The sequence below is a fragment of the Streptomyces sp. NPDC059564 genome, from assembly GCF_042735575.1.
GTDB lineage: Bacteria > Actinomycetota > Actinomycetes > Streptomycetales > Streptomycetaceae > Streptomyces.
The window spans coordinates 16,713-36,571 of the sequence record NZ_JBHWBP010000046.1; the positions used below are offsets into that span (position 1 = coordinate 16,713).

Here is a 19,859-nt window from a genome sequence, read left to right on the forward strand (position 1 = left end):
CGTATACCGCACCGGGCGCGAACGGACGCGACGCTACGGGGTCCGCGGGCCGGTGATGCCGCCGACGAAGGCCTGGACGCGGGCCGTGTTGCCGTTGCGGGGCCAGATGATGCCGTAGTCGATGCGGGGGAAGTGCGGGAAGGGCAGCCAGACGGTGTCCTGGCGGGCGTAGTACTCCTCGGCGCGCGCGCAGGCGAAGGTGACGCCCTTGCCGGCGCCGACCATGACCAGCGCCTCTTGCCAGAAAGCGGCCTCCTTGCGCGGGATGGGCCGGCCGGACGGGGTGAGGCGGGGGTAGTGGTAGTCCTCCATGTAGAGGGGCATGCCGGCGAAGGAGATGAGGGTGGTGTCGGCGAGGTCTTCCAGGGTCACTTCGCTGCTCCGGGCGAGGGGGTGGTCCCGGTTGACCAGGAGCTTGCGTTCCTCCGAGAACAGGATGCGGTCGACGACGAGGTCGGGTTCGTCGACGGGCAGTTCGGTGATCTGCACCTGGACCTGGTCGCCGCGGATCGGGCCGAACGGGTCGGCGAGCTGGATCTCCTGGATCTGGACCTCGAGATCGGGGTACCGGGCGGTCAGCCGGTCGGCGGCGTCGAGGATCAGGGCGGCCGCCATGGGGCTGGAGTAGCCCACCCGCAGGACGCCGCTCACCGCCTTCACGGACGCCGTGGCGTCGGCCAGGGCGCGCTGCATCTGCCGGTAGGCGGGCAGCAGGTCATCACGCAGCTGCGCTCCGACCGCGGTGAGCGACACCCGGCGGCTGGTCCGCTCGAACAACGGCGCCCCGATACGGCGCTCCAGCTTCTGGATCGTCTGGCTCACCCTCCCCTGTGCCAGTCCCAGCCGCTCTGACGTACGCCGAAAATGCAGCTCCTCGGCCAGCGTCAGGAACGCCTCCATCTCGTGCCGCTCCACAGCCGGCCCTCCCTGCTCCGTCATTGGTGAGTCTCGCGCACCGAATCGTAGGACAGGCCGGTCTTGTTCAACGCTTCCGGGCCGACGAGAGTGGGTCCAGCCGCGAGGCCCGGACCTCGGCGAACACCCCTGGCCTTGGTCTCGGGGGCGTCTGCCCTGTCCGGTGATGTTGTACGGGGGAGGTGGGCCGGCGCCGTGCGCCGGCCCACCACGACCGGTGGGAACCGGCCTCCGAAACTTGGCCGCGGGTCCTGCGGTCGCGGCGCCGGGTAAGTATGATCAAGCAATGTCTGACATGACCGAGACCACGCCTGGCTGGCTGTCCGCGGATGAGCTGGAAACGGCCAGGGCCCGGATGCCGATCCTGTACGTGGAAGCCGTGCCCGTGCGCGTGGACGACAGCGGCGAAGTCACCGGCATCGGGCTGCTGCTGCGCATCGGTCCGGACGGAACGGTCAGCCGGACCCTGGTGTCCGGCCGCGTCCTGCACCACGAGCGGGTCCGTGACGCGCTGCTGCGGAACCTGGAGAAGGACCTCGGCCCGGTGGCCCTGCCCCGCGTTCCCGCCTCCCTGCAGCCCTTCACGGTCGCCGAGTACTTCCCGACCGCGGGCGTCACCGCCTACCACGACCCGCGCCAGCACGCGGTGTCCCTCGCCTACATCGTGCCGGTGTCCGGCGACTGCCGCCCCCGGCAGGACGCGCTGGACCTGGTCTGGCTCAGTCCGCGGGAGGCGGCCTCCCCCTCCGTGCAGAACGAGATGCCGGGCGGTCACGGGGTGCTGCTGAAGCAGGCGCTCGCCCACGCGGGGCACGCCTACTGAGCCGGCCCCGGCGTCGTTCGGGAACGCGCCGCGAGGCCCGGACCCCCGTGGTGCAGGGGATCCGGGCCTGTGCTCGGCCGGGGGATCAGCAGTGGCCCACCGAGGTCTGGTTGGCCACCAGCGAGGAGTGGACGTAGCCCGTGCCGACCGCGCTGGACACGCGGAACCACCGGTTCGAGGCGTAGTTGGAGCTCGGCGGGTAGACCCACTGGCTGTCGACCCAGCACTGCATGGTGACGCCCGAGCCGTTGCCGAGGTAGCCGTACGAGGAGCAGCTGGTGCTGGAGCAGGAGCGTACGTTGGCCCCGCCGCTGTTGGACGAGATGTAGCTGCCGGCCGCGTCGGCCGCGCCGGCTCCGCCGAGCAGGGCCGCTGCCGCCAGGCCGGCCGCCGCCGTCAGTGCCATCCGGCCGCGCAGTCCGTTCGTGATCCGTCGCATGGTGTTCTCCTTCGGGGTTCTGCTGGGTGGAGCGCCACCGGCGTCGGCGGCGCTCCACCAGAAAGCCCGTCGCGGGGCGGTCGGCGGAAGGGCTGCGTCGCAGGCCGGACGGGTTCGGACGGGGTCCGTACAACTCCGTACAGGTGCGGGCGGGTTCAGGGGCAGGGAGGCGCGTACGGGAGTCCGGGGAGCAGGCTCGTCCACTCGGCCCGGGTGATCGGTGATCCGGCCCGTTCGCACAGCCGGCGGGCCGCCTCTTCCTCGTCGGTGGCCCATACGACCGCGGCGGGTCCGGAGCCTCCGGCGGCGAGCCGGCGTCCGTCGGGGGCGTAGGCGACGGCGTACCCCTTGCCGCCGAGGCCGCCGAGTACGGCCCGCGGCTGGGGCTGCGCCTGCCGGTCCGTCGGCGCGGAGTCCCACAACCAGACGGTGCCGTCGGTGCTCGCGGCGGCCAGGGTGCGGCCGTCGGGGGCGTAGGAGAGGGCGTAGACGTAGCTGCTCGGCCCGGTGAGCGGGGCGCCGGCACTGACCGGTTCCGGGCCGTCCACCCGCCACCGCCACACGTCGCGGTCCCCCGTACCGGCGGCGAGGGTGTGTCCGTCCGGGCTGAAGGCCACCGACATGACGTAGCTTCCCGGCCCGCGCAGCGTCGCCTCGTGCCGCGGGGCTCCGCCGCCCTGCGGGATCCGCCACAGCAGCACCTGTTTGTCGACCGTTCCCGCCGCGAGCCGGCGGCCGTCCGGGCTGAACGCCACGGAGTACACGTAGTTGGCCGGCTCGGTCAGCTCGGCCGTCGGGCGCGGCCGGGCCGGTTCCCGGGTGTCCCACAGGCGGACCGTGCGGCCCTCGCTGCCGACGGCCAGGGTGGAGCCGTCCGGCGAGAACACGGCGGACTGGATCGTTCCGGTGCCGCCGGTGAGGGGTTCGCCGAGCGGCGCGGGCGTCGCGGGCCGGCCGACGTCCCACAGCCACACCTTGCCCTCGCGTCCCCCGACGGCCAGGGTCCGGCCGTCGGGGGTGAAGGACAGGGTGCCCGAGTAGCCGGTGGGGTTGCTCAGGGGTGTGCCGAGCGGGCGGGGCTGCCACGGGTCGCGCACGTCCCACAGTTGGACCTCGCGTCCGGCGACCGCGAGCAGCTTGCCGTCGGGGCCGTAGGCGACGGCGTTGACGGTGCCCTGTACGCCGCGCAGCGGCCGGGGCGGCAGTCGCCAGATCCGGACGGTGCCGTCGGCGCAGCCGGTGACCAGCCCCGTGCCGTCGGGGAGGAAGGCCGTGGAGGTGACCGGTCCCGGGTGCGGGAAGACCGCGGTCAGGGTCCGGGTCCCGGCGTCGTGGAGGCGTACCTGGTTGTCGGCGCTGCCCGTGGCGAGCCACCGGCCGTCGGCGTCGTAGGCCACGGCGTTGACGTAGCTGGTGGGGCCGTCGGCGGTGGCCGGTGATCCGCCGATGACCTCCGGGGCCCCCGGCTCGTCCCCGGGGGCCGGGACCGGCCAGATCCGGGTCGACCGGTCCTGGCTGCCGGCGGCGAGGCGCCGCCCGTCGGGGCTGAACGCGAGTGCGAAGACGGGCCCGGACGGCCCGGTCAGGGGGTGGGCGTACGGCGCGGGCGGTCCGTCGGCCGCCGTGGTGTCCCAGAGGCGGACCGATCCGTCCGCGCCGCCGGCCGCCAGGGTGGCGCCGTCCGGCCGGAACGCCACCGTGTGGACGGGCGCGGTGAAGCCGTCGAGGCGTACGGCGGCGCCCGGCTTCTCCGGGCCCGGCACGGCGTCGGGCCACAGGTAGACGCCCCCGTCGGCGGAGCCCGCGGCCAGCCGTCGCCCGTCCGGGGCGAAGGACAGCCCGTACACCGCCGACGTGGGCCCCCGCAGGGTGACCGTGGCGGTGGGCCGGTCCGGCTGCCACACCCGTACGGTTCCGTCCCCGGCACCGGCCGCGAGGCTCTTCCCGTCCGGGCTGAACACGAGGGCGTAGACGGTGTCCACGAACTGCGGTACGGCGTCCGCGAGGCGCCGGGGGCGTCCCGCGTCGGCCAGGTCCCACAGGGCCACCGTCCGGTCCAGGCCGGCCGCGGCGAGGGTGTGGCCGTCGGGGCTGAGGGCGATGGCCTGCACCACCCCGCGGAAGGCCAGCAGCCGGGTGGCTTCCGGTCTGGAGGAGGTGTCGAGGAGGGCGGCCCGCGCCTCGGCCGTCGGCGCCGTCCGGTACGCCACCAGGCTGAGCTGCGCGGCCAGGGCCAGGTCGCTGCCCCGGAGGCGTTCGGAGCGGGCCGCGACCAGCCGGGACAGCGCCACCTTGCGTTCCCGCTCGGCGTCGCTGCGCTGGACGACGGCGACCGCCGCGAGGGCGCCGGCCACCGTGGCGAGCACGGTGAGCAGGGCGAGCAGTTGGCGTAGCCGCCGGGTGTGCCGGCGCTCGCTCCGGGCGCGGGACTCCTCCGCCGCGCGCCCGGCGGCGAGGAAGTCCTTCTCGGTCCGGGTCAGTTCGTCGGTCCTGCCGCTGGTGCGGGCCCACCGGTCGGCGAGTGCCAGGCGGGTGCCCGCGTAGAGCAGGGACGGTTCGCGCTCGCGGGTCTGCCAGCGTTCCGCGTCCCGGCTGAGCTCCTGCCACACCAGGAGGCCGGCCCGGTCCGCCTCGATCCAGCCGTGGAGGCGGGGCCAGGCGGTGAGCAGGGCCTCGTGGGCGATGCGTGCCCCGTCGCCGTCGAGGGTGACCAGCCGCCGGTCCACGAACCACTCCAGGACCCCGTGCACCTCCGAGGGCCCGGCCCCTCCCGTCTCCCGGCCGTCACCTTCGTACGGGGTCTGCTCGCCCGGGCCCGGCAGCGGCAGCAGTCTGCGGGCGTCGGGTTCTCCGTCGCCGACCGCCACCATCCGCAGGAACAGCACGCGCGCCATGAGGCGCTGGGGCTCCGTCAGCCCCGCGTACGCCTCCTCGGCGCTGGCGGACACGGCGGCCGAGATGCCGCCGCCCGCGCGGTAGTCGGCGATGGTGAGCACGGTGCCGCGGCCCCGCTCCCAGGTGGACAGCAGGGCGTGCGACAGCAGCGGGAGCCCGCCGGCCCCCGAATGGCGCAGGTCGGCCACCAGCAGGTCGGCGAAGCCGGGGTCGACGGTCAGCCCCGCCTTCCTGGCCGGCCCGTGGACCGCGCTGCGGATCTCCTCGTCGGTGAGCGCGCCCACGACGATCTGCGCGTGCTGGAGGGCCGGTCCGAGCAGGGGCTCCTGGAGCGCGTGCGGGTAGAAGTCGGCCCGCAGCGCGCCCAGTACGCGTACGGCGTGGGAGGGCAGGGCCGTCAGGCAGGTCAGGAAGGCTTCCCGGTCGTCGGCCCGGCGGCACGCGGTGAACACCTCCTCGAACTGGTCCACGGCCACCAGGAGCGGCGCGCCGCCGCGTTCCGTCCAGTCGTGCGCGTACGCGGCCAGGGCGTGCGGATCCGTTCCCTCCGGAACCCGGTCCGCTTCGCCCGTGGCGGCCCGCAGCGCCGTCGCGAGCGACGCCAGTGGGGTCGGGCCCGGGGTCAGCAGGACGGGCAGGAAGCCGTGGTCCGCGCGCAGGACGGGCAGGACCCCGGCCCGCGTCAGCGACGACTTCCCCGACCCGGAGGGCCCGACCAGCACGTGCGCCACGGTCGCGCCCTCGGTGGTCAGCCGCTCCACGACGGTGTCGCGCAGTCGGTCGCGGCCGAAGAACCAGTCGGCGTGGTGTTCTTCGAAGCCGGCGAGGCCGCGGTACGGCAGCACCCCGCCGGCGGTACGTCGGGAGCGGTCCCTGCGCAGGTCCGCGAGGCGCTCCAGCCAGCGCTCGACTTCGGCCGCGTCGACCACGCCGAGTTCGGCGAGCAGCCTGCGGAACAGCGGGAGGGAACCGATGGACGGCAGGCTCTGCCCGGCGAACCAGCCTCCGATCGTGGTGTGCGCTCCGGGCGCCGCGACCCGGACGGCCACCGCCCGTACGGTCAGGTCGCTCTTCTCGCGCAGGCGGGTCAGTTCGGCGGCGAACTCCTCGCGGGGCGAGGGGAAGGGGGGCGGTGAGGGGGGTAACGGTTCCGTCGGACGGTCCATCTGGCCTCCCGGATGCTCCGGTGAAACGTCAGGGCGGGGAGCATCCTCCACCGCTCGTCCGGACGCGGTGTGCGAAGCCCGGCGATCGGACGTCTTTTCCGCATATCACCGGACCGGGGACCGGGCGTTACGGCGCAGCCGTCCTGGTCCTGGACCGGACCCGGGGGCGAACGGCCATGGCCCCCGGCCTCCACCGTGGGGGACCCGGGTCGGTACGCGTCAATGCCGTGATCGCGTATTCACCCCCCGGGCCGGTGTAACCCGCGCGGCGGGCACGGCGCCGCCGCTCCCGTCCAACTCCCCGTGACCACCGGGGTCCGACGGTGGTCCGGCGACCGGAACCGTGCCCGTCGACGGCCTCACGGCGGCTCGGAGTGGATCACTTTCGATGCCACTCTGCCTCGCGAAAAGGGGCAGCGCGGTGAAGCGGCCGCACAGTGATGAGAGGGAGGACCGTGACGTCTCAGGTGGCCGATGGAGCGACGCCGGACACAGCCCAGCCCATTCCGGGGCAGGCCGGGCCCCGCGCCGACCGGCTCGGCTCCGTCTCCGGTACGGCCGGGCCGGCGGCGGGGCGGCCCGACCCGGAACTCCTGATCGCCGCGTCCGTGTTGCTGGCGGAGGCGGCCCACACCGCGAGGCGGGCCGGCGCGGACCTGACCGGGGCGTTGAGCAGTTGGCGGCTCGGACTGGCCGCCGTACGCCGTCCCGGGTGGGCGCTCGGCGCGGCGGTGTCCTGTGCCAAGGCGCTGACCAGCCCTTCGGGGCTCGGTTTCGGTGCCAACGGCGGACTCGTCGGGGAGCTGGCCCGGACGGCCGGGACCGTGACCCACCGCCGCCCGGCCGCGGTGGCCATGGCCGTGGACGCCTTCGCGCTGAGGATCGAGGCGGCGGCGGTAGCGCACCCGAACCTCGACTCGGCCCTGGCGAGGCGGCTCACCGACGCCATGGTGGAGGGGAACCGGTGGAAGGCGCTGCGCGCTCTCCACGCGCTGGTCGAGCGGCTGGGCGTGACCCGCGCCCTGACGACCGTCAGCCCCGTGATCACGGAGCTGCTGGCCCTGCTGGGGCTGCTCGACGAGAATCCGGTCAACGACGACTTCTCCTGGGTGACCCTCGCCGGCGGCGTGCCCACCACGGATCCCTTCTTCGGACTGCCGAGGTCGCTGCTCGGGTACCTCGATCCGGGCCCCGGTCGGGCGGAGCGGACCGAGCCGGACTCCATCCTGGCGAAGGTCCTCACGACGTCCCGCAACGACATCGTCAGCTACATCAACGACATCGGCGCCCTCGGCAACCACGGCCTGGTGCTGCTGCGTCGCGTCGAATGCGCCGACGGGCAGGTCAGGTACGTGCTGCTGCTGCCCGGTACGAGCTTCTTGCTGCCGAGCAACAACACGCCGCAGGACCTCGTCGGCGCCTTCAACGGGTTCGTGCGCTCCGACACGACGTACACGCGCGCCGCGCGGCAGCTGCTGCGGCGGGCGGGGGTGCCGGACGGGTCGGAGCTGATGTTCGTCGGACACAGCCTGGGCGGGCTGACCGCGATGAACCTGGCGATGGACGTGGAGCTGGCGTCCACCTACCGGATCACGCACGTGATCACGTTCGGCTCCCCCATCGACACCAAGCGCCCCGCTGACCACACCACCCGGGTGATCAGCCTGGTCAACAAGCACGACGTGATCTCGACGCTCGACGGGCGCGGGCCCGCCTCGCCCCACGCCGTCCCCGCCGGCTGGGTCGAACTGACCTGGCTGGACGAGTCCTACGACTACCCGCTGTCGCACGCGCCGCAGGCGTACTCCGACAGCCTGCGCGGGGAGATGGCGCCCCACCGCGACCGGGTGAACGAACTGATCGAGGCCTACGACGGCGAAGTCGTGGGGAACCAGCCGTACATGCTCCGCGACAAGTGACCGCGTGACCACGAGGGAGACCGACCGATGACCCCTGCCGACGGCCCGGCCACGACGGCGTCGCGACCCGAGACGGCCGCGCCCCTGGAGAACGTGCTGTTCAGCGCCGCACTGGTGGCCCGGCGCCTGCCGTGGGCGGACCTGCCCGCGCGCACGCTCGGTCTGGACGCGCTGACCCGCGAAGGGCTGACGCGCCGGCTGGTCGCGCACCTGCGGGGCCGCCGGGACGACGGGCGGCCGGTGCGGCTGCGCACGCCCTTCGGGACCTTCCTCGTACCGCTGACGCGGGCGGACGCCGAGAGCCTGCTGACCCGTGCCGACGGTGCCGGGGCGCTGGGGAGCGCGTACGGACTCGCCGACGACGGACGCCCGTACGGACTGTCACCGCACGCGGCGCCGGAGGGCGCGTGGGAGGTGCTGACGGAGGACGAACTCGACGGGCTGACCGCCCAGGTGGCCGAGCACCTGGCTCCGGTGATCGCTGCCCGGCGGGAGGACGGCACCCTGGACGGGGACCACTGGCACGACGCCGTGCTGCGGCTGAGCCGGCGCGTGGTGCTGGGGGCCGACGCCGCCGAGGACACCCTGCTGAGCGAGATGGTCACGGCGGCGGCGGACGCCGCGGGCGGCCGTGCGTACGAGGTGCGGGCGGCCGCCGTGCGACGGCGGCTGGCGCCGTACCTGGCCCATCCCGGGCCCGGCTCCCTGGCCGGGCGGATGGCGGCCCGGGGCCGGGGCGCCCCGGAACCGGACCTGGCCGTCGCGCACGCGCTGGCCCTGGTGTCGACGGCCACCAGCGTGTCGGCGCTCCAGGCCCTGGCCGTGCTGGCCGCCGGCGCCGCCTCGCCCGAGGAGGCCGTGGACCGGGTCCTGGACCGCTACGCTCCGCTGTCCGCCGTGGTGTACCCGGTGCGCGCGCCGCTGGGCGCAGACGGCGGCCCGGTGATCGAAGCCGGGGAGGAAATCCTGTACGCCCCACCGCTGTTGGGGCAGCGCGTGGAAGGGGAGCGTACGGATCCGGCGTGGGCGCTGTGCGGGAACCCGTCCGGCTGCGGCGCCGCACGGTTCGCCGCGCTCGTCGGCCGTGAACTCGTCCGCGGGATCACCACCGGGGCGCGCCCCGTGCTCCTCGCTCCGCGGTTCGCCGTGGACCGGCTGCCGGACACCCTCGATCCCCGGACCGTGGTCGTGGCCCTCGACGGGCCTCCGAACCGGCACGCCGCGCCGCTTTCCGCGTACGGGGCGTTGGGGCGGGGCGGCGCGGACCGGCTGGACCGGCACGCGGAGAGCCTCGCCGCCTGCGCCGCCGATACCGGCTGGAACGGGAGCGAGGTCGGCGAACGGTTCCGCATGTCCCTCCTCGACCACGCCGACCGCTGTTCGAGGGCGGCCGCCGACGTACGGCGTGCCGCGAGGCGACTGTCGGAGTGACCTTCCCTCGAACGGACGACCGCGCGTCCTTCTGTCCCGATCGGCCGTGATCAACAGCCGTCCCGGACGTTCAACCGGCGAAAACCCGTCTCGCCGACACCCTGTCGATGATGTGCGATGTGAAAGTGAGGTCCGAGCGTGAGGGACAGTGTGGCCGAGATGATCAAGGCGACCGGGGCGGAACTCGGTTCCGTCAGACGGTTGCTGGGCGATGCCGGCGGGGTGGCGTGGGACCGCCTCCTCGACTGGCTCGTCGACGACTACTTCCGGGTGGTCGCGATCGGCCTGGACAACATCCCCGCGGAGGGCCCGGCCGTGCTCGCCGTCAACCACTCCGGCGCCTGGGGCCTCGACGCGTTCGTGCTGTCCAAGGTCCTGAGCAGGACGCTGGACCGGCGCGTGCACTTCCTCGCGGCCCCGTTCGTCTTCCGCACCCCCATCCTGGGGCAGCACGCGCGCCGCAACGGCGCGCTCCCGATCGGTCCGACGGCCGGGGTCGACCACCTCAACGCGGGGCGACTGGTCGGGGTGTACCCGGAGGGCATCGCAGGCCTGGAGAAACCGTTCACCGAGCGGTACCGGCTGCGGTCCTTCAGCCCCGGCTTCGCGGTCGCCGCCATCCGCGCGGGGGCCCCGGTGCTCCCGGTCGGGATCGTCGGTGCGGAGGAGGCGTGCCCCAAGCTCGGCGAGGTGCCGACCCTCGCCCGGCTCCTCGGCGTGCCGTACTTCCCGGTCACCACGCCGTTCCCGCTGCCGTCGAACTGGACGATCACCATCGGGCTGCCGATCCCGGCGCCGGCCCGGCCCGACGGCCTGACCGCCCGCCGGGACGCCGCCCGGCAGCTCGGCGAGACCACGCGTACGGCCGTCCAGGAACTGATCGACCGCGAACTGGCCGAGCGGGAGAACCTGTTCGACTGACACCACACCTGCGCCCGCCGTCCGGGCCGGTGGAGCCGGAACCGGTCCCCCGACCAGGTGTTACGTCGGCCCGTGTGCGCCCACCAGCGGCGCCCGGTATCGTCCCTTGTGTGCGATCCGCCCGACTCCTTGGCTCCGTGCAGGGTCGGGCAGCCGTGGATGTCGGCAGAGGAACGCGATCACAGGGCACTTCACGGCTCGCTTCAGCGCGCACGGCGGCCGGTCATCCTCACCGGAATCGTCGCCCACGTGGCCTTCGCGGCATCCCCGTGCGCCCAGGAAATCACCCTCCCGAAGACCGGGTGCATCACCGGGCTCCAGCCGCCGGAATTCGAGACAGGGCCGAAAGCCTGAGGCCGGTCGCCGAGTCACCGCTCAAACCCGGTTCGCGACCCGAGATGACGAGTCGCGGGACGGTGACTATCATGAGGAGAAGACGCCCGCCATCGCGGGAACCGTCCTCGCCCGCGGTTACGCGCGAGGCTTGAGAATTCGCGGTCCAGCCCAGTGGTCCGTGGCCCGACAAGGCCATGTTGACGGCGGATACGCACTCATCACATTCAACCCGGTCACACGTAAGACCTCCGTACATTTTGCCCGAGAGGAGGAATGACAAATTTCGTGCAGCAGTGAGTGACAGAACAACGAGAAGGGTTCTGAACCATGCAAGCACTGAGAGTGAAGCGGCTCTTCGCGGTGTCCGCCATCGGCGTTCTGATGGCTGGTGGCGCCGCTCTGGGCGCCGCAGGTACGGCTTCGGCCGCAGCACCCGCCCACCCGGTCACCTCCGTCTCCACCTACAGCCACGGCGGCGGTTGGGACGATGACAACGGCTACGGCCACGGCGGGTACGACGACGATGACGACTGGGGCGGAGGCTACGGCGACGACTGCTGACGAACCAAGCCACGCTGTGCGGACCACGGACGGTCCGCACAGCGTCGCATGTCGTCAAGACGCGCCTACCGGCGAGTAGAGCGGACCGCACCGCGCGAGGATGGCCGCATGGTAAACGGATTCGCCACACGCACCATCGAGGTCACGACCGGTTCCACGGAGACCATCCACGATCTGACGGCCGCATGCGCCGCATTCCTGCGGGAGACGGCCGGCGGGCGAGACGGACTGCTGAACGTGTTCACCCCGCACGCGACGGCGGGACTCGCCGTCATCGAGACGGGCGCGGGCAGCGACGACGACCTGCTCGACGCCCTGCGTTCCCTCCTCCCCCCGGACGACCGCTGGCGGCACCGGCACGGTTCCCCCGGCCACGGACGCGACCACGTACTGCCCGCACTGGTACCCCCGCACGCCACGCTCCCGGTCGTCAGGGGCGAACTCGCCCTGGGGACGTGGCAGTCGGTGGTCCTGGTCGACACCAACCAGGACAACCCCCACCGCACGGTCCGCCTCAGCTTCCTCGGATGAACGTGCGCTGAAACCCTCTGCGCGCCGACACGGTGCCGTGCCAAAATTCAGCGCATGTCAGTTCGATATCCGCGCCCCTTGCGCCCCGGTGACCGCGTCGGAATCACCTCTCCCTCCAGCGGAGTCGACGAGAAGCTCCGCGAGCGCCTGCACGTGGCCATCCGCGACGTGGAGGCACGCGGATTCGAGGTGGTCCTCGGACAGTGCATGGACGGCTCGGGACATGTCAGTGCCCCCGCCGCCGCGCGCGCGGACGAACTGATGTCGATGCTGACCGATCCCGAAATCCGTGCTGTGGTGCCGCCGTGGGGCGGGGAGCTGGCGATCGACGTCTTGCCGCTGCTCGACTGGGACCGGCTGCGCGCCGCTGAACCGACCTGGCTCGTGGGGTTCTCCGACATGTCGACCGTCATCACCCCGCTCACCCTCCTCACCGGGGCCGCGAGCATTCACGGCAACAACCTCATGGACACTCCTTACCGGACCCCCGAGGGGCTGGTCTCCTGGCTCGACATCGTCAGCGCACCACGGGGGCACCGGTTCACACAGATCCCGCCCGGCCACCACAGATCCACCGGCTGGGACGACTTCGCCGCCCAGCCCGAGGTACGGGAATTCACGCTCGACGCCCCTGGCACGTGGACACGGCTGGACGGAAGCGGAGACGTGGACGTCGAGGGCCGGCTGATCGGGGGCTGCATCGAAACCCTGTGCAACCTCACCGGGACCGGCTATCTCGACGTGTCCGCCTTCGCACGGACCGAGGCCAGGGACGGGCTCCTGGTGTACGTGGAGGCCGGCGGCGATGACGCCTTCACCATCTGCCGGAACCTCCACGGCATGCGGTTGGCCGGCTTCTTCGACGCGGCGAACGCGGTGCTCGTCGCACGGACCCCGGCACCGGACTCCCCTTCACTGTCCCAGCACCAGGCCGTGCTGGACGCGCTCGGCCCCTTGAACGTGCCGATCATCGCCGACATGGAGTGCGGCCACCTCCCGCCGTACATGCCGATCGTCAACGGGGCGCACGGCCGACTGGTCCACACGCCGACGCGGAGCGAACTCACCCAGACCTTGGCCTGACGGCCTCGGGCGCTCGTTCGCGTACGGGGTTCTATTGGGTGCGCCCGGCCATCAGGTCGTCCTGGTGAGGGTGATCGGCATCCGGGTGGCGCAGATCGGCGCCGTCGAGGCCCGGGGCGGTGGGCTCGCCGCGGCAGGTCCACAGGAGAGCTCCTGCCAGGAGCACGGCGCCTCCCAGCAGCCAGGGCAGTGGACTGGGCGGAAGGACACTGATGATCAAGCCGGTGAGCGCTCCCGTCAGCTGCATGGCGAGGGACTGGACGGACAGCGCGGTGGCGCGGCCCGAACCGGCGACACGGTGGTGCAGGACGTCGTTCTCGCTCGGGCCCGCAGCGCCGAGCCCGACGTAGACCAGGCCGTAGCCGATGGCCGCGAGGACCATGGAGCCGACTCCCGTGGACGCCGCGGTGGCGCCCAGCAGGAGCAGGCCACTCGCGCTGGTGCCGAGGCTCACCAGGACGGCGCGCTCGCCGCTGCCCGCGAGCCGGGCGGTCAGCGGTGCGAGGTGGCTTCCGATGGCGGAGCAGACGAATCCGGCACAGGCGAGTGCGGCGAAGAGCACCGCACCTGACTCCGACGCACCGGTAAGGGCTGCGGCACGGCCCGGTGTGAGCAGTTCGATCGCGGCCAGGGCGCTGCCGGCGGCTCCCGCGCTGAGGAGCACCCTGCGCACGAGGGCGTCGCGTCGGCCCAGGCGCAGTCCGCCCGCGACGGTGGCCGGGATGCCCCGGAGTACGTCGCCCAGGGTGGCCGCCGGCCTGGGCGGCTCGGGCAGAGCGGCCAGGACGTACAGCACGAAGGCGATCTCGACCGCCGCGCCCAGGAGCAGGGGCACGGAAAGGGGCAGCACCAGTCCGGAGGTTGCTCCGCTCAGTCGGGCGCCGAGGTCGGGGCCGAGTCCGAGCAGCCAGGGAAGGGTGCCGCCGAGCAGGGTGCCGGCTGCGAGTGCGGCGGATGTCGCGGAGGCGCCGCGGGCCAGGCCGGTGCGCAGTTCGGCGCCGGGACCGGAGTGCGCGTGGACGGTGTCGACGTACCAGGCTTCGGCCGGTCCGCTGGACAGGGCGCGGCCCGCGCCCATCAGCACCATGCCGAATCCGAGCACCCAGCCGGTGGTGCCCAGTCCTTGAAGGGTGAGGGCAGTGAGGTTCAGCAGGCCGGCGGCGGCCAGTACGGCGCGGCGTCCGAGGACGTCGGACAGTCCTCCGGTGGGCAGTTCCAGCGCGGCGGCGGTGAGGGAGTGTGCGGCGAAGAAGCCGGCGATGGCCGCCATGGCCATGCCGCGCTCGGTGAGCAGCAGGATCAGGGGTGCGATGGTCAGTCCCAGCGGCAGCCAGAACAGAACGCAGACCGTGACGTAGCGGCGGCGTGCGCCGCGTATGTCCAGCGGGCCCGTCACGACACGTCCTCCGACTCTGTATCCGCGGGGGCGGAGGCGTCCGGTTCTGCGCCGGGGTCGCGCGGAGCCAGGGGCAGCCCGGCGGTGAGGAGCACGACCTGCGCGGCGCGCGGATCCCCCGCGTCGCGGGTGGTCAGTTCGTTCACCGTCCGGTCGATCACCTCCCAGAGTTCGGTGAGGGACTCGGGAGTCAGACGGGGCATCAGGTCACTGATGCCGGACCGCTCCACCCACTCCGGCCCCAGCCGTCCCTCGGCGATGTCGGCCTCGTGGCGGACGAGGGAGGCTCCCAGGTGCTCGATCTGGGTCCTGCGCGACAGGCTGACGTAGGCGCGGCTGCCCGGTGTGGCGTCCATGGCTTCATTGCTCCAGGCGGTCGCAGCGTGCACCGCCTGCCAGCGGCGCTCCCGCCCGTCTCGGTGCTCGGCCTCGGCGACGAACGCGTACTTCGCCAGAACGCGCAGGTGATAGCTGGTGGAAGCGGACGACTCCCCGGTCCTGACCGCGAGTTCACTCGCGGTCGCCGGCCCGTCCTGGCGCAGCATCCCGAGCAGCCGGATGCGCAGAGGGTGCGTGAGCGCCTTCAGGGCTGCCGCGTCCTGCTCGGGATCGAGTACGCGTTTCCGCTCTTCGCTGATCATGACGGGAGGGTAGAACGCCCCGGAGGTTTTCCAAAAGTCTTTTTGCAGAACTTCTTTGGGGAAGTTGGCCGGCAGCCCCGCGCCCTTCGGGCGGTGACGGTCGTGTGTCACAGGTGCCGCGGCGGCGGCGAGCGCGTTGCCCAGGGGCGTGCGCTGGTAGAGCACGGATCGTCCTGAGCGGGCGCGGTCGATCATCCCCGCTTCGCGGAGGACGGCCAGATGCCGGCCGGCCGCGCCGAGCGTCATGCCGAGCATGGCGACGAGTTGCGTCGTGGTGGCCGGCTGTTCCAGTGCGGCCAGCAGCTGCGCCCGAGGCGCGCCGATGAGCGCCCACAGCGCTGCCGGGTCGGCATCGGCGGAGGTCTGCCACAGGGCGGCCACACCGCGGGCCGGGTAGATCAGTGCCTTGGGCCACGGTTCGTCGACGTGTACGACGAGGCCGGGCCAGACGAACACGGACGGCACCAGGAGGAGGCCGTCGCCCTCCAGCGAGACCGGGCTGCGGGGCGGATGGCCCTTCAGCTCGATGGCACCGTCGTGCCAGCGCACCCGATCGTGCAGGCCGTCCAGTGCCGCTGCCCAGCCGAATCGGGACAGGCGGCCGGCGCGGTGCACCACGTCGTGCTCGCACATCGCTTTCAGCCGATGCCAGTCGGGAGCCAGCAGCGCGTGCCAGGCCTCGTCGAGGGTGTCGGCGATGCGGTCGACGGCGTCGCCGCCCCGCAGGACACGCAGAGAGCGCTCGTCGCGAACCGGATGCCCGGCCAGCCATCGGTCGATCTCCTCCCGCGCCTGCCGAGGGGGTGTCGCTTTGATCGCGGCGAGGTCCTGCGCCCATGTCTGCGCCATACCGGCCGGTGGCTGGTTGATGAATCCGACACCGCCCCGCCGGGACTCCAGGCAGAGAACGGCGTGCAGATCCGTCTCACGCAGCAGGCGGCGGTAGGTCGGCGCCAACCGGCCGGTCCACCCTGCCGACGGCGCCGATCGCGCTCCGTCGCTCAAGAGCCGGAGCAGACGGGTCAACTCCGTCAACGGTGACAGCGCGAACCGCGTGCGCAGGAGATCCTCGGCGCGCACTCCGAGTCGAAGCATCTGTCCCCATCCCCTCGTTGTTTCGCACCCATGCGAAAGACTGGCCCGGCGATCGGCTCAGCGGCACGCTTCTCGCCATGACCCCGAGCGATACCACGACTGCCCCCGCCACCTACCGCGAAGTCTTCGCCAACCCGGTCTTCCGCCTCCTCTTCGGCGCCAATCTGGCGGCAGTGCTCGGCACGACGCTCCGCATGGTGGCCCTGTCGCTCCTGGTGTACGACGTAACGGGGTCCGCCTTCCTCACCGCCCTCAGCTACGGCGCGGCCTTCGCCCCGCAAGCCATCGGCGGGGTGCTGCTGGGGGCATTGCCGGACCGGCTACGCCCGCGGCCCCTCATCGTGGCCGGTCACGGCCTCGAATGCGCGGTCGGCGCAGTGGTGGCGCTGGCACCCCTGCCGGTCGGCGGCGGCCTGCTCCTCGTGGCCCTCCTCGGCGCGCTCACCCCTGCCTTCCGGGGTGCGACCAGCAAGGTCATCGCCCAGTCGCTCCAGGGCGACGCCTACGTACTGGGCCGCTCGCTGGCCGGTCTGACCATGTCCGGCGGCCAGTTGGTCGCGCTGGCGGCCGGCGGACTGCTCGTCGCGTGGCTCGGCATCCCGGGTGCGCTGCTGGCCGGGGCGCTCTGCCATCTCATCGCGGCGCTCGTCGTCCGCCTGGGCATGCCCGATCTCCCAGCCGGAGGCAGCGCGGCCGGAACGCTTGTGCGACGGAGCTGGTCCGGTACGAGCGTGCTGCTGAGGGAGCGCGCGGTGCGCTCGCTGTTCCTGGCGCAGTGGCTGCCGCCGGCGTTCATCGCCGGGGTAGAGAGCCTGGTCATCCCGTACGCGCGAGCTCGCGGATTCTCCGTCACCGCCGCGAGCCTGCTCCTGGCCGCCCTGCCCGTCGGCATGGTCTTCGGGGACCTCCTGATGGGCCGTCTGGTGCGGCCGGCGGTCCGCGTGCGGCTCGTCATGCCGCTCATGGCACTCGCCGGGATCGCCTTTCTGGGTTTCGTGTTCGAGCCGTCGCTCGTGATCTGCGCCGCGCTGCTCGCTCTGGCCGGTGTGGGGAACGCCTACATGCTGGGCGTGCAAGGACGATTCCGGGATGCCGCGCCGACCGTACTCATCGGACAGGCCTTCACCCTGCTGGGCACGGGGTTGATGGTCCTTCAGGGCATCGGCCCCCTGCTCTTCGGGGCGCTCGCCGAGTGGACCGGATACGGCATGGCCGTCACCGCTGCCGGGGGTGCCGCCGTTGCCACTGCCGTCGCGCTGTGGCCGGGCTGGGCTCGGTCCGACGGCCACCTGCCGGTCCGCGCGGGGCAGGCCCCCGGGAAGTAGCCGGCGGCGGCCGAGGGTCAGAGCTCGCGCAGGCGGGCGGCGGCCTGTTCGGGGGCGATGTCGTTGACGAACTGGCCCATGCCCGATTCGGTTCCGGCCAGGTACTTCAGTTTGTCGGCGGCCCGGCGGGTGGTGAACAGCTCCAGATGGCACGCGTACAGGTCCCGCCCGGTGCGTACGGGGGCCTGGTGCCATGCCGCGATGTAGGGCGCGGGAGTGGGGAAGAGCCGGTCGAAGCGGCCGAGGAGGTCGAGGAGGAGCTCGGCGAGTTCGGCCCGCTCGGCCTCGGTCAGGGCGGGCAGGTCGGGGACCCGCCGATGCGGGTAGAGGTGCACCTCGTACGGCCAGCGGGCGGCCTCCGGTACGAACGCGCTCCAGTGTTCCCCGGTCCGTACGACCCTGCGTCCGTCGGCGAGCGCGTCGTCGCGCACGTCGTCGAAGAGGTTGCGCCCGGTCGCCTCGTGGTGGCGGGTCACCGTGTCCAGCATGCGCCGGGTGTGCGGGGTGAGCACGGGCAGTGCGTACACCTGTCCGTGGGGGTGGGCGAGGGTCACGCCGATCTCGCGGCCCCGGTTCTCGAAGCAGTAGACCTGCTCGACGCCGGGGAGCCCGGCGAGTTCGGCGGTGCGGTCGGCGAGGGCCGCGATGACGGTACGGACCTGCTCGGCGCTGAGATCGACGAAGGAGGCGTCGTGGTCGGGGCTGAAGCAGACGACCTCGCACCGGCCCCCGCCGGGTCCGGCCAGCGCCGGGAAGCGGTTCTCGAAGACGGCGACCTCGTAGTCGGGGGCCGGGATCTCGGTGGGCCGTCCGGGCGCGGAGGGGCAGAGCGGGCACTGGTCGGCGGGCGGGAGGTGGGTCCGGCCCTGGCGGTGGGAGGCCATCAGCACCCACTCGTCGAGGAGCCGGTCGCGGCGGCGCTCGGAGGTGGTGACGGTGGACGGCAGGTCACGGGTGTCGGGGTGGTCGCGTACGGCCTCCTCCGCCGTGGCCCTGCCCCCGTAGTAGAGGAGGGTGCGTCCGTCGGAGAGCGTCGTACGCGTCTTGTTCACAGGGTGCCCTCGGCCGGTCCGGGAGCCAGCAGCACGTCACCGACCCGCTCGGTGACGGCCGCCGCCTCGTCCTTGGGCAGGTTGTCGGTGACCAGTACGTCGATCTGGTCCAGTGTGGCGAAGGTGGTGAGGCCCACGCTCGACCACTTGGTCTGGTCGGCCAGGAGTACGGTGCGTCGCGCCGAGCCCAGGAAGGTGCGGTTGGTCTCCGCCTCGGCGAGGTTCGGTGTGGTGAGGCCGGTGGTGAGGCCGAGGCCGTGGCAGCCGAGGAAGAGCACGTCGACGTGCAGGGACCGGATGGCCTGGTCCGCGATGGGCCCGACGAGCGCGTCGGACGGGGTGCGGATTCCACCCGTGAGGATGACGGTGGGGGTACTGCCGGTGCGGCCGGCGGCCTCGAACACCCCCGCCGTTCGGATCGAGTTGGTGACCACCGTGAGGTCCGGGACCTCGGTGAGCTCCCTGGCCAGGGCATGGGTCGTGGTGCCCGCGGAGAGCGCGATGGCGGAACCGGGGGCGACCAGGGCCGCGGCGGCGCGGGCGATGGCGTTCTTCGCCGCCGTCTCCCACTCCGCCTTGGTCTCGAATCCGGGCTCGTGGCTGCTGGGTTCCTCGCCGAGCACCGCGCCGCCGTGAACCTTCCGCAACCAGCCCTCGCGGGCGAGGATGTCGAGATCTCGGCGGACGGTCATGTCGGACACGTTCAGGGTGCGGGTCAGCTCGTTGACCCGCACCCCACCCCGCCGGCGCACCTCCTCGAGGATGAGGGCGCGGCGCTGATGGGCCAGCAGGCTGCCGGGATCGGCCATGCTTCGGTTCCTCTCCTCGGGGACGCGTGCCCCCGATATACGCACACTATCCCCGGCGATCCAACAGAGGTCAACAAACTTCAACGCCGCCGAAGCGAGCGCCGACAGGGCCAACTGGGGCTGGGAATCATACGGTTCACCTTCTTGACATGGCACCGCAATGGCGGTGTGATGTGTGCCTTCCCGTTGAAATTCGTTCGCTCTTGATGGTTTCTGCGGGGTGCGCAAGCGTCCATCGCTCCCTTCCGCACGCACGCTTTCCCAGATCCCCAGCCCCGGAGGTCATCTGTGGACACGGTCCGAACCGCCCTCGCCCGCCGCCTGACGGCGCTCCTCACCGCACTGCCGCTCCTGGCCCCGGTGGCAGGTACGGCCGCACTGGCCGGCGCATCGGTCCTGGCCGGCGCCGCTCCGGCGGCCGCCGCGGCCGACGGTCAGGCGCTCACCCCGCCCATGGGGTTCAACAACTGGAATTCGACCCACTGCCGGGCCGATTTCAACGAGGCGATGGTCAAGGACAT

15 protein-coding genes and 2 pseudogenes are annotated in these 19,859 nt (G+C 72.7%); 9 read left to right on the top strand and 8 right to left on the bottom strand.

Annotated features, from left to right (window positions below; translation table 11 throughout):
- Positions 1–33 precede the first annotated feature (33 nt).
- Positions 34–915 carry a LysR family transcriptional regulator gene (locus tag ACFV0Q_RS11680; RefSeq protein WP_385004002.1) on the bottom strand — a complete coding sequence of 294 codons (882 nt, stop codon included), beginning with the start codon at positions 913–915 and terminating at the stop codon, positions 34–36.
- A gap of 286 nt (positions 916–1,201) precedes the next feature.
- On the opposite strand from ACFV0Q_RS11680, the gene ACFV0Q_RS11685 reads away from it, so the two are divergent.
- Positions 1,202–1,738: an NUDIX hydrolase family protein gene (locus ACFV0Q_RS11685; RefSeq protein WP_385004004.1), complete on the top strand. Its 537-nt coding sequence runs from the start codon at positions 1,202–1,204 to the stop codon at positions 1,736–1,738.
- A gap of 85 nt (positions 1,739–1,823) precedes the next feature.
- Here ACFV0Q_RS11685 and ACFV0Q_RS11690 read toward each other — a convergent pair whose 3' ends face one another.
- Both ACFV0Q_RS11690 and ACFV0Q_RS11695 read right to left on the bottom strand, forming a co-directional pair.
- Positions 1,824–2,177, bottom strand: coding sequence for a hypothetical protein (locus ACFV0Q_RS11690; RefSeq protein WP_385004006.1), 354 nt, complete (start codon positions 2,175–2,177; stop codon positions 1,824–1,826).
- A gap of 155 nt (positions 2,178–2,332) precedes the next feature.
- Positions 2,333–6,238, bottom strand: coding sequence for a hypothetical protein (locus ACFV0Q_RS11695; protein ID WP_385004008.1), 3,906 nt, complete (start codon positions 6,236–6,238; stop codon positions 2,333–2,335).
- 455 nt (positions 6,239–6,693) lie between these two features.
- On the opposite strand from ACFV0Q_RS11695, the gene ACFV0Q_RS11700 reads away from it, so the two are divergent.
- From ACFV0Q_RS11700 to ACFV0Q_RS11725, 6 genes are all read left to right on the top strand, one after another.
- A complete protein-coding gene (locus ACFV0Q_RS11700; RefSeq protein ID WP_385004009.1) occupies positions 6,694–8,157 on the top strand; it encodes a hypothetical protein in 1,464 nt (487 codons plus the stop codon).
- Between the two features lie 27 nt (positions 8,158–8,184).
- Positions 8,185–9,588, top strand: a complete 1,404-nt coding sequence (locus ACFV0Q_RS11705) for a hypothetical protein (RefSeq protein ID WP_385004011.1) — start codon at positions 8,185–8,187, stop codon at positions 9,586–9,588.
- Between the two features lie 138 nt (positions 9,589–9,726).
- Complete coding sequence (locus ACFV0Q_RS11710) at positions 9,727–10,509, top strand: lysophospholipid acyltransferase family protein (RefSeq protein WP_385004013.1); 783 nt, start codon at positions 9,727–9,729, stop codon at positions 10,507–10,509.
- Positions 10,510–11,172: 663 nt separating this feature from the next.
- On the top strand, positions 11,173–11,406 hold the full coding sequence (locus ACFV0Q_RS11715; protein WP_385004015.1) for a hypothetical protein: 234 nt from the start codon (positions 11,173–11,175) through the stop codon (positions 11,404–11,406).
- A 108-nt stretch (positions 11,407–11,514) separates the two neighbouring features.
- Positions 11,515–11,937, top strand: a complete 423-nt coding sequence (locus ACFV0Q_RS11720; RefSeq protein WP_385004017.1) for a secondary thiamine-phosphate synthase enzyme YjbQ — start codon at positions 11,515–11,517, stop codon at positions 11,935–11,937.
- A 54-nt stretch (positions 11,938–11,991) separates the two neighbouring features.
- Positions 11,992–13,020, top strand: coding sequence for a S66 peptidase family protein (locus tag ACFV0Q_RS11725; protein WP_385004019.1), 1,029 nt, complete (start codon positions 11,992–11,994; stop codon positions 13,018–13,020).
- A gap of 31 nt (positions 13,021–13,051) precedes the next feature.
- Here ACFV0Q_RS11725 and ACFV0Q_RS11730 read toward each other — a convergent pair whose 3' ends face one another.
- The 3 genes and pseudogenes from ACFV0Q_RS11730 to ACFV0Q_RS11740 form a co-directional block, all read right to left on the bottom strand.
- A complete protein-coding gene (locus ACFV0Q_RS11730) occupies positions 13,052–14,416 on the bottom strand; it encodes an MFS transporter (protein WP_385004021.1) in 1,365 nt (454 codons plus the stop codon).
- Positions 14,413–15,057: an ArsR/SmtB family transcription factor gene (locus tag ACFV0Q_RS11735; protein WP_385004031.1), complete on the bottom strand. Its 645-nt coding sequence runs from the start codon at positions 15,055–15,057 to the stop codon at positions 14,413–14,415. Before ACFV0Q_RS11735 ends, ACFV0Q_RS11730 begins: the two co-directional genes overlap by 4 nt.
- A gap of 198 nt (positions 15,058–15,255) precedes the next feature.
- A pseudogene (locus tag ACFV0Q_RS11740) lies at positions 15,256–16,152 on the bottom strand (DUF5937 family protein); the annotation flags it as partial.
- A 77-nt stretch (positions 16,153–16,229) separates the two neighbouring features.
- Here ACFV0Q_RS11740 and ACFV0Q_RS11745 point away from each other — a divergent pair.
- Positions 16,230–17,477 (top strand): MFS transporter, encoded by a 1,248-nt coding sequence (locus tag ACFV0Q_RS11745; RefSeq protein WP_385004023.1) that lies wholly within the window; start codon positions 16,230–16,232, stop codon positions 17,475–17,477.
- 17 nt (positions 17,478–17,494) lie between these two features.
- On the opposite strand, the gene galT is transcribed toward ACFV0Q_RS11745, so the two are convergent.
- On the bottom strand, positions 17,495–18,529 hold the full coding sequence (gene galT / locus ACFV0Q_RS11750; RefSeq protein WP_385004025.1) for a galactose-1-phosphate uridylyltransferase: 1,035 nt from the start codon (positions 18,527–18,529) through the stop codon (positions 17,495–17,497).
- Positions 18,526–19,338, bottom strand: a complete 813-nt coding sequence (locus tag ACFV0Q_RS11755) for a DeoR/GlpR family DNA-binding transcription regulator (protein WP_385004027.1) — start codon at positions 19,336–19,338, stop codon at positions 18,526–18,528. The genes galT and ACFV0Q_RS11755 overlap by 4 nt, the downstream gene beginning before the upstream one ends.
- Positions 19,339–19,626: 288 nt before the next feature.
- Between ACFV0Q_RS11755 and ACFV0Q_RS11760 the strand changes: the two are divergent.
- Positions 19,627–19,859: pseudogene (locus ACFV0Q_RS11760) on the top strand (alpha-galactosidase); the annotation flags it as partial.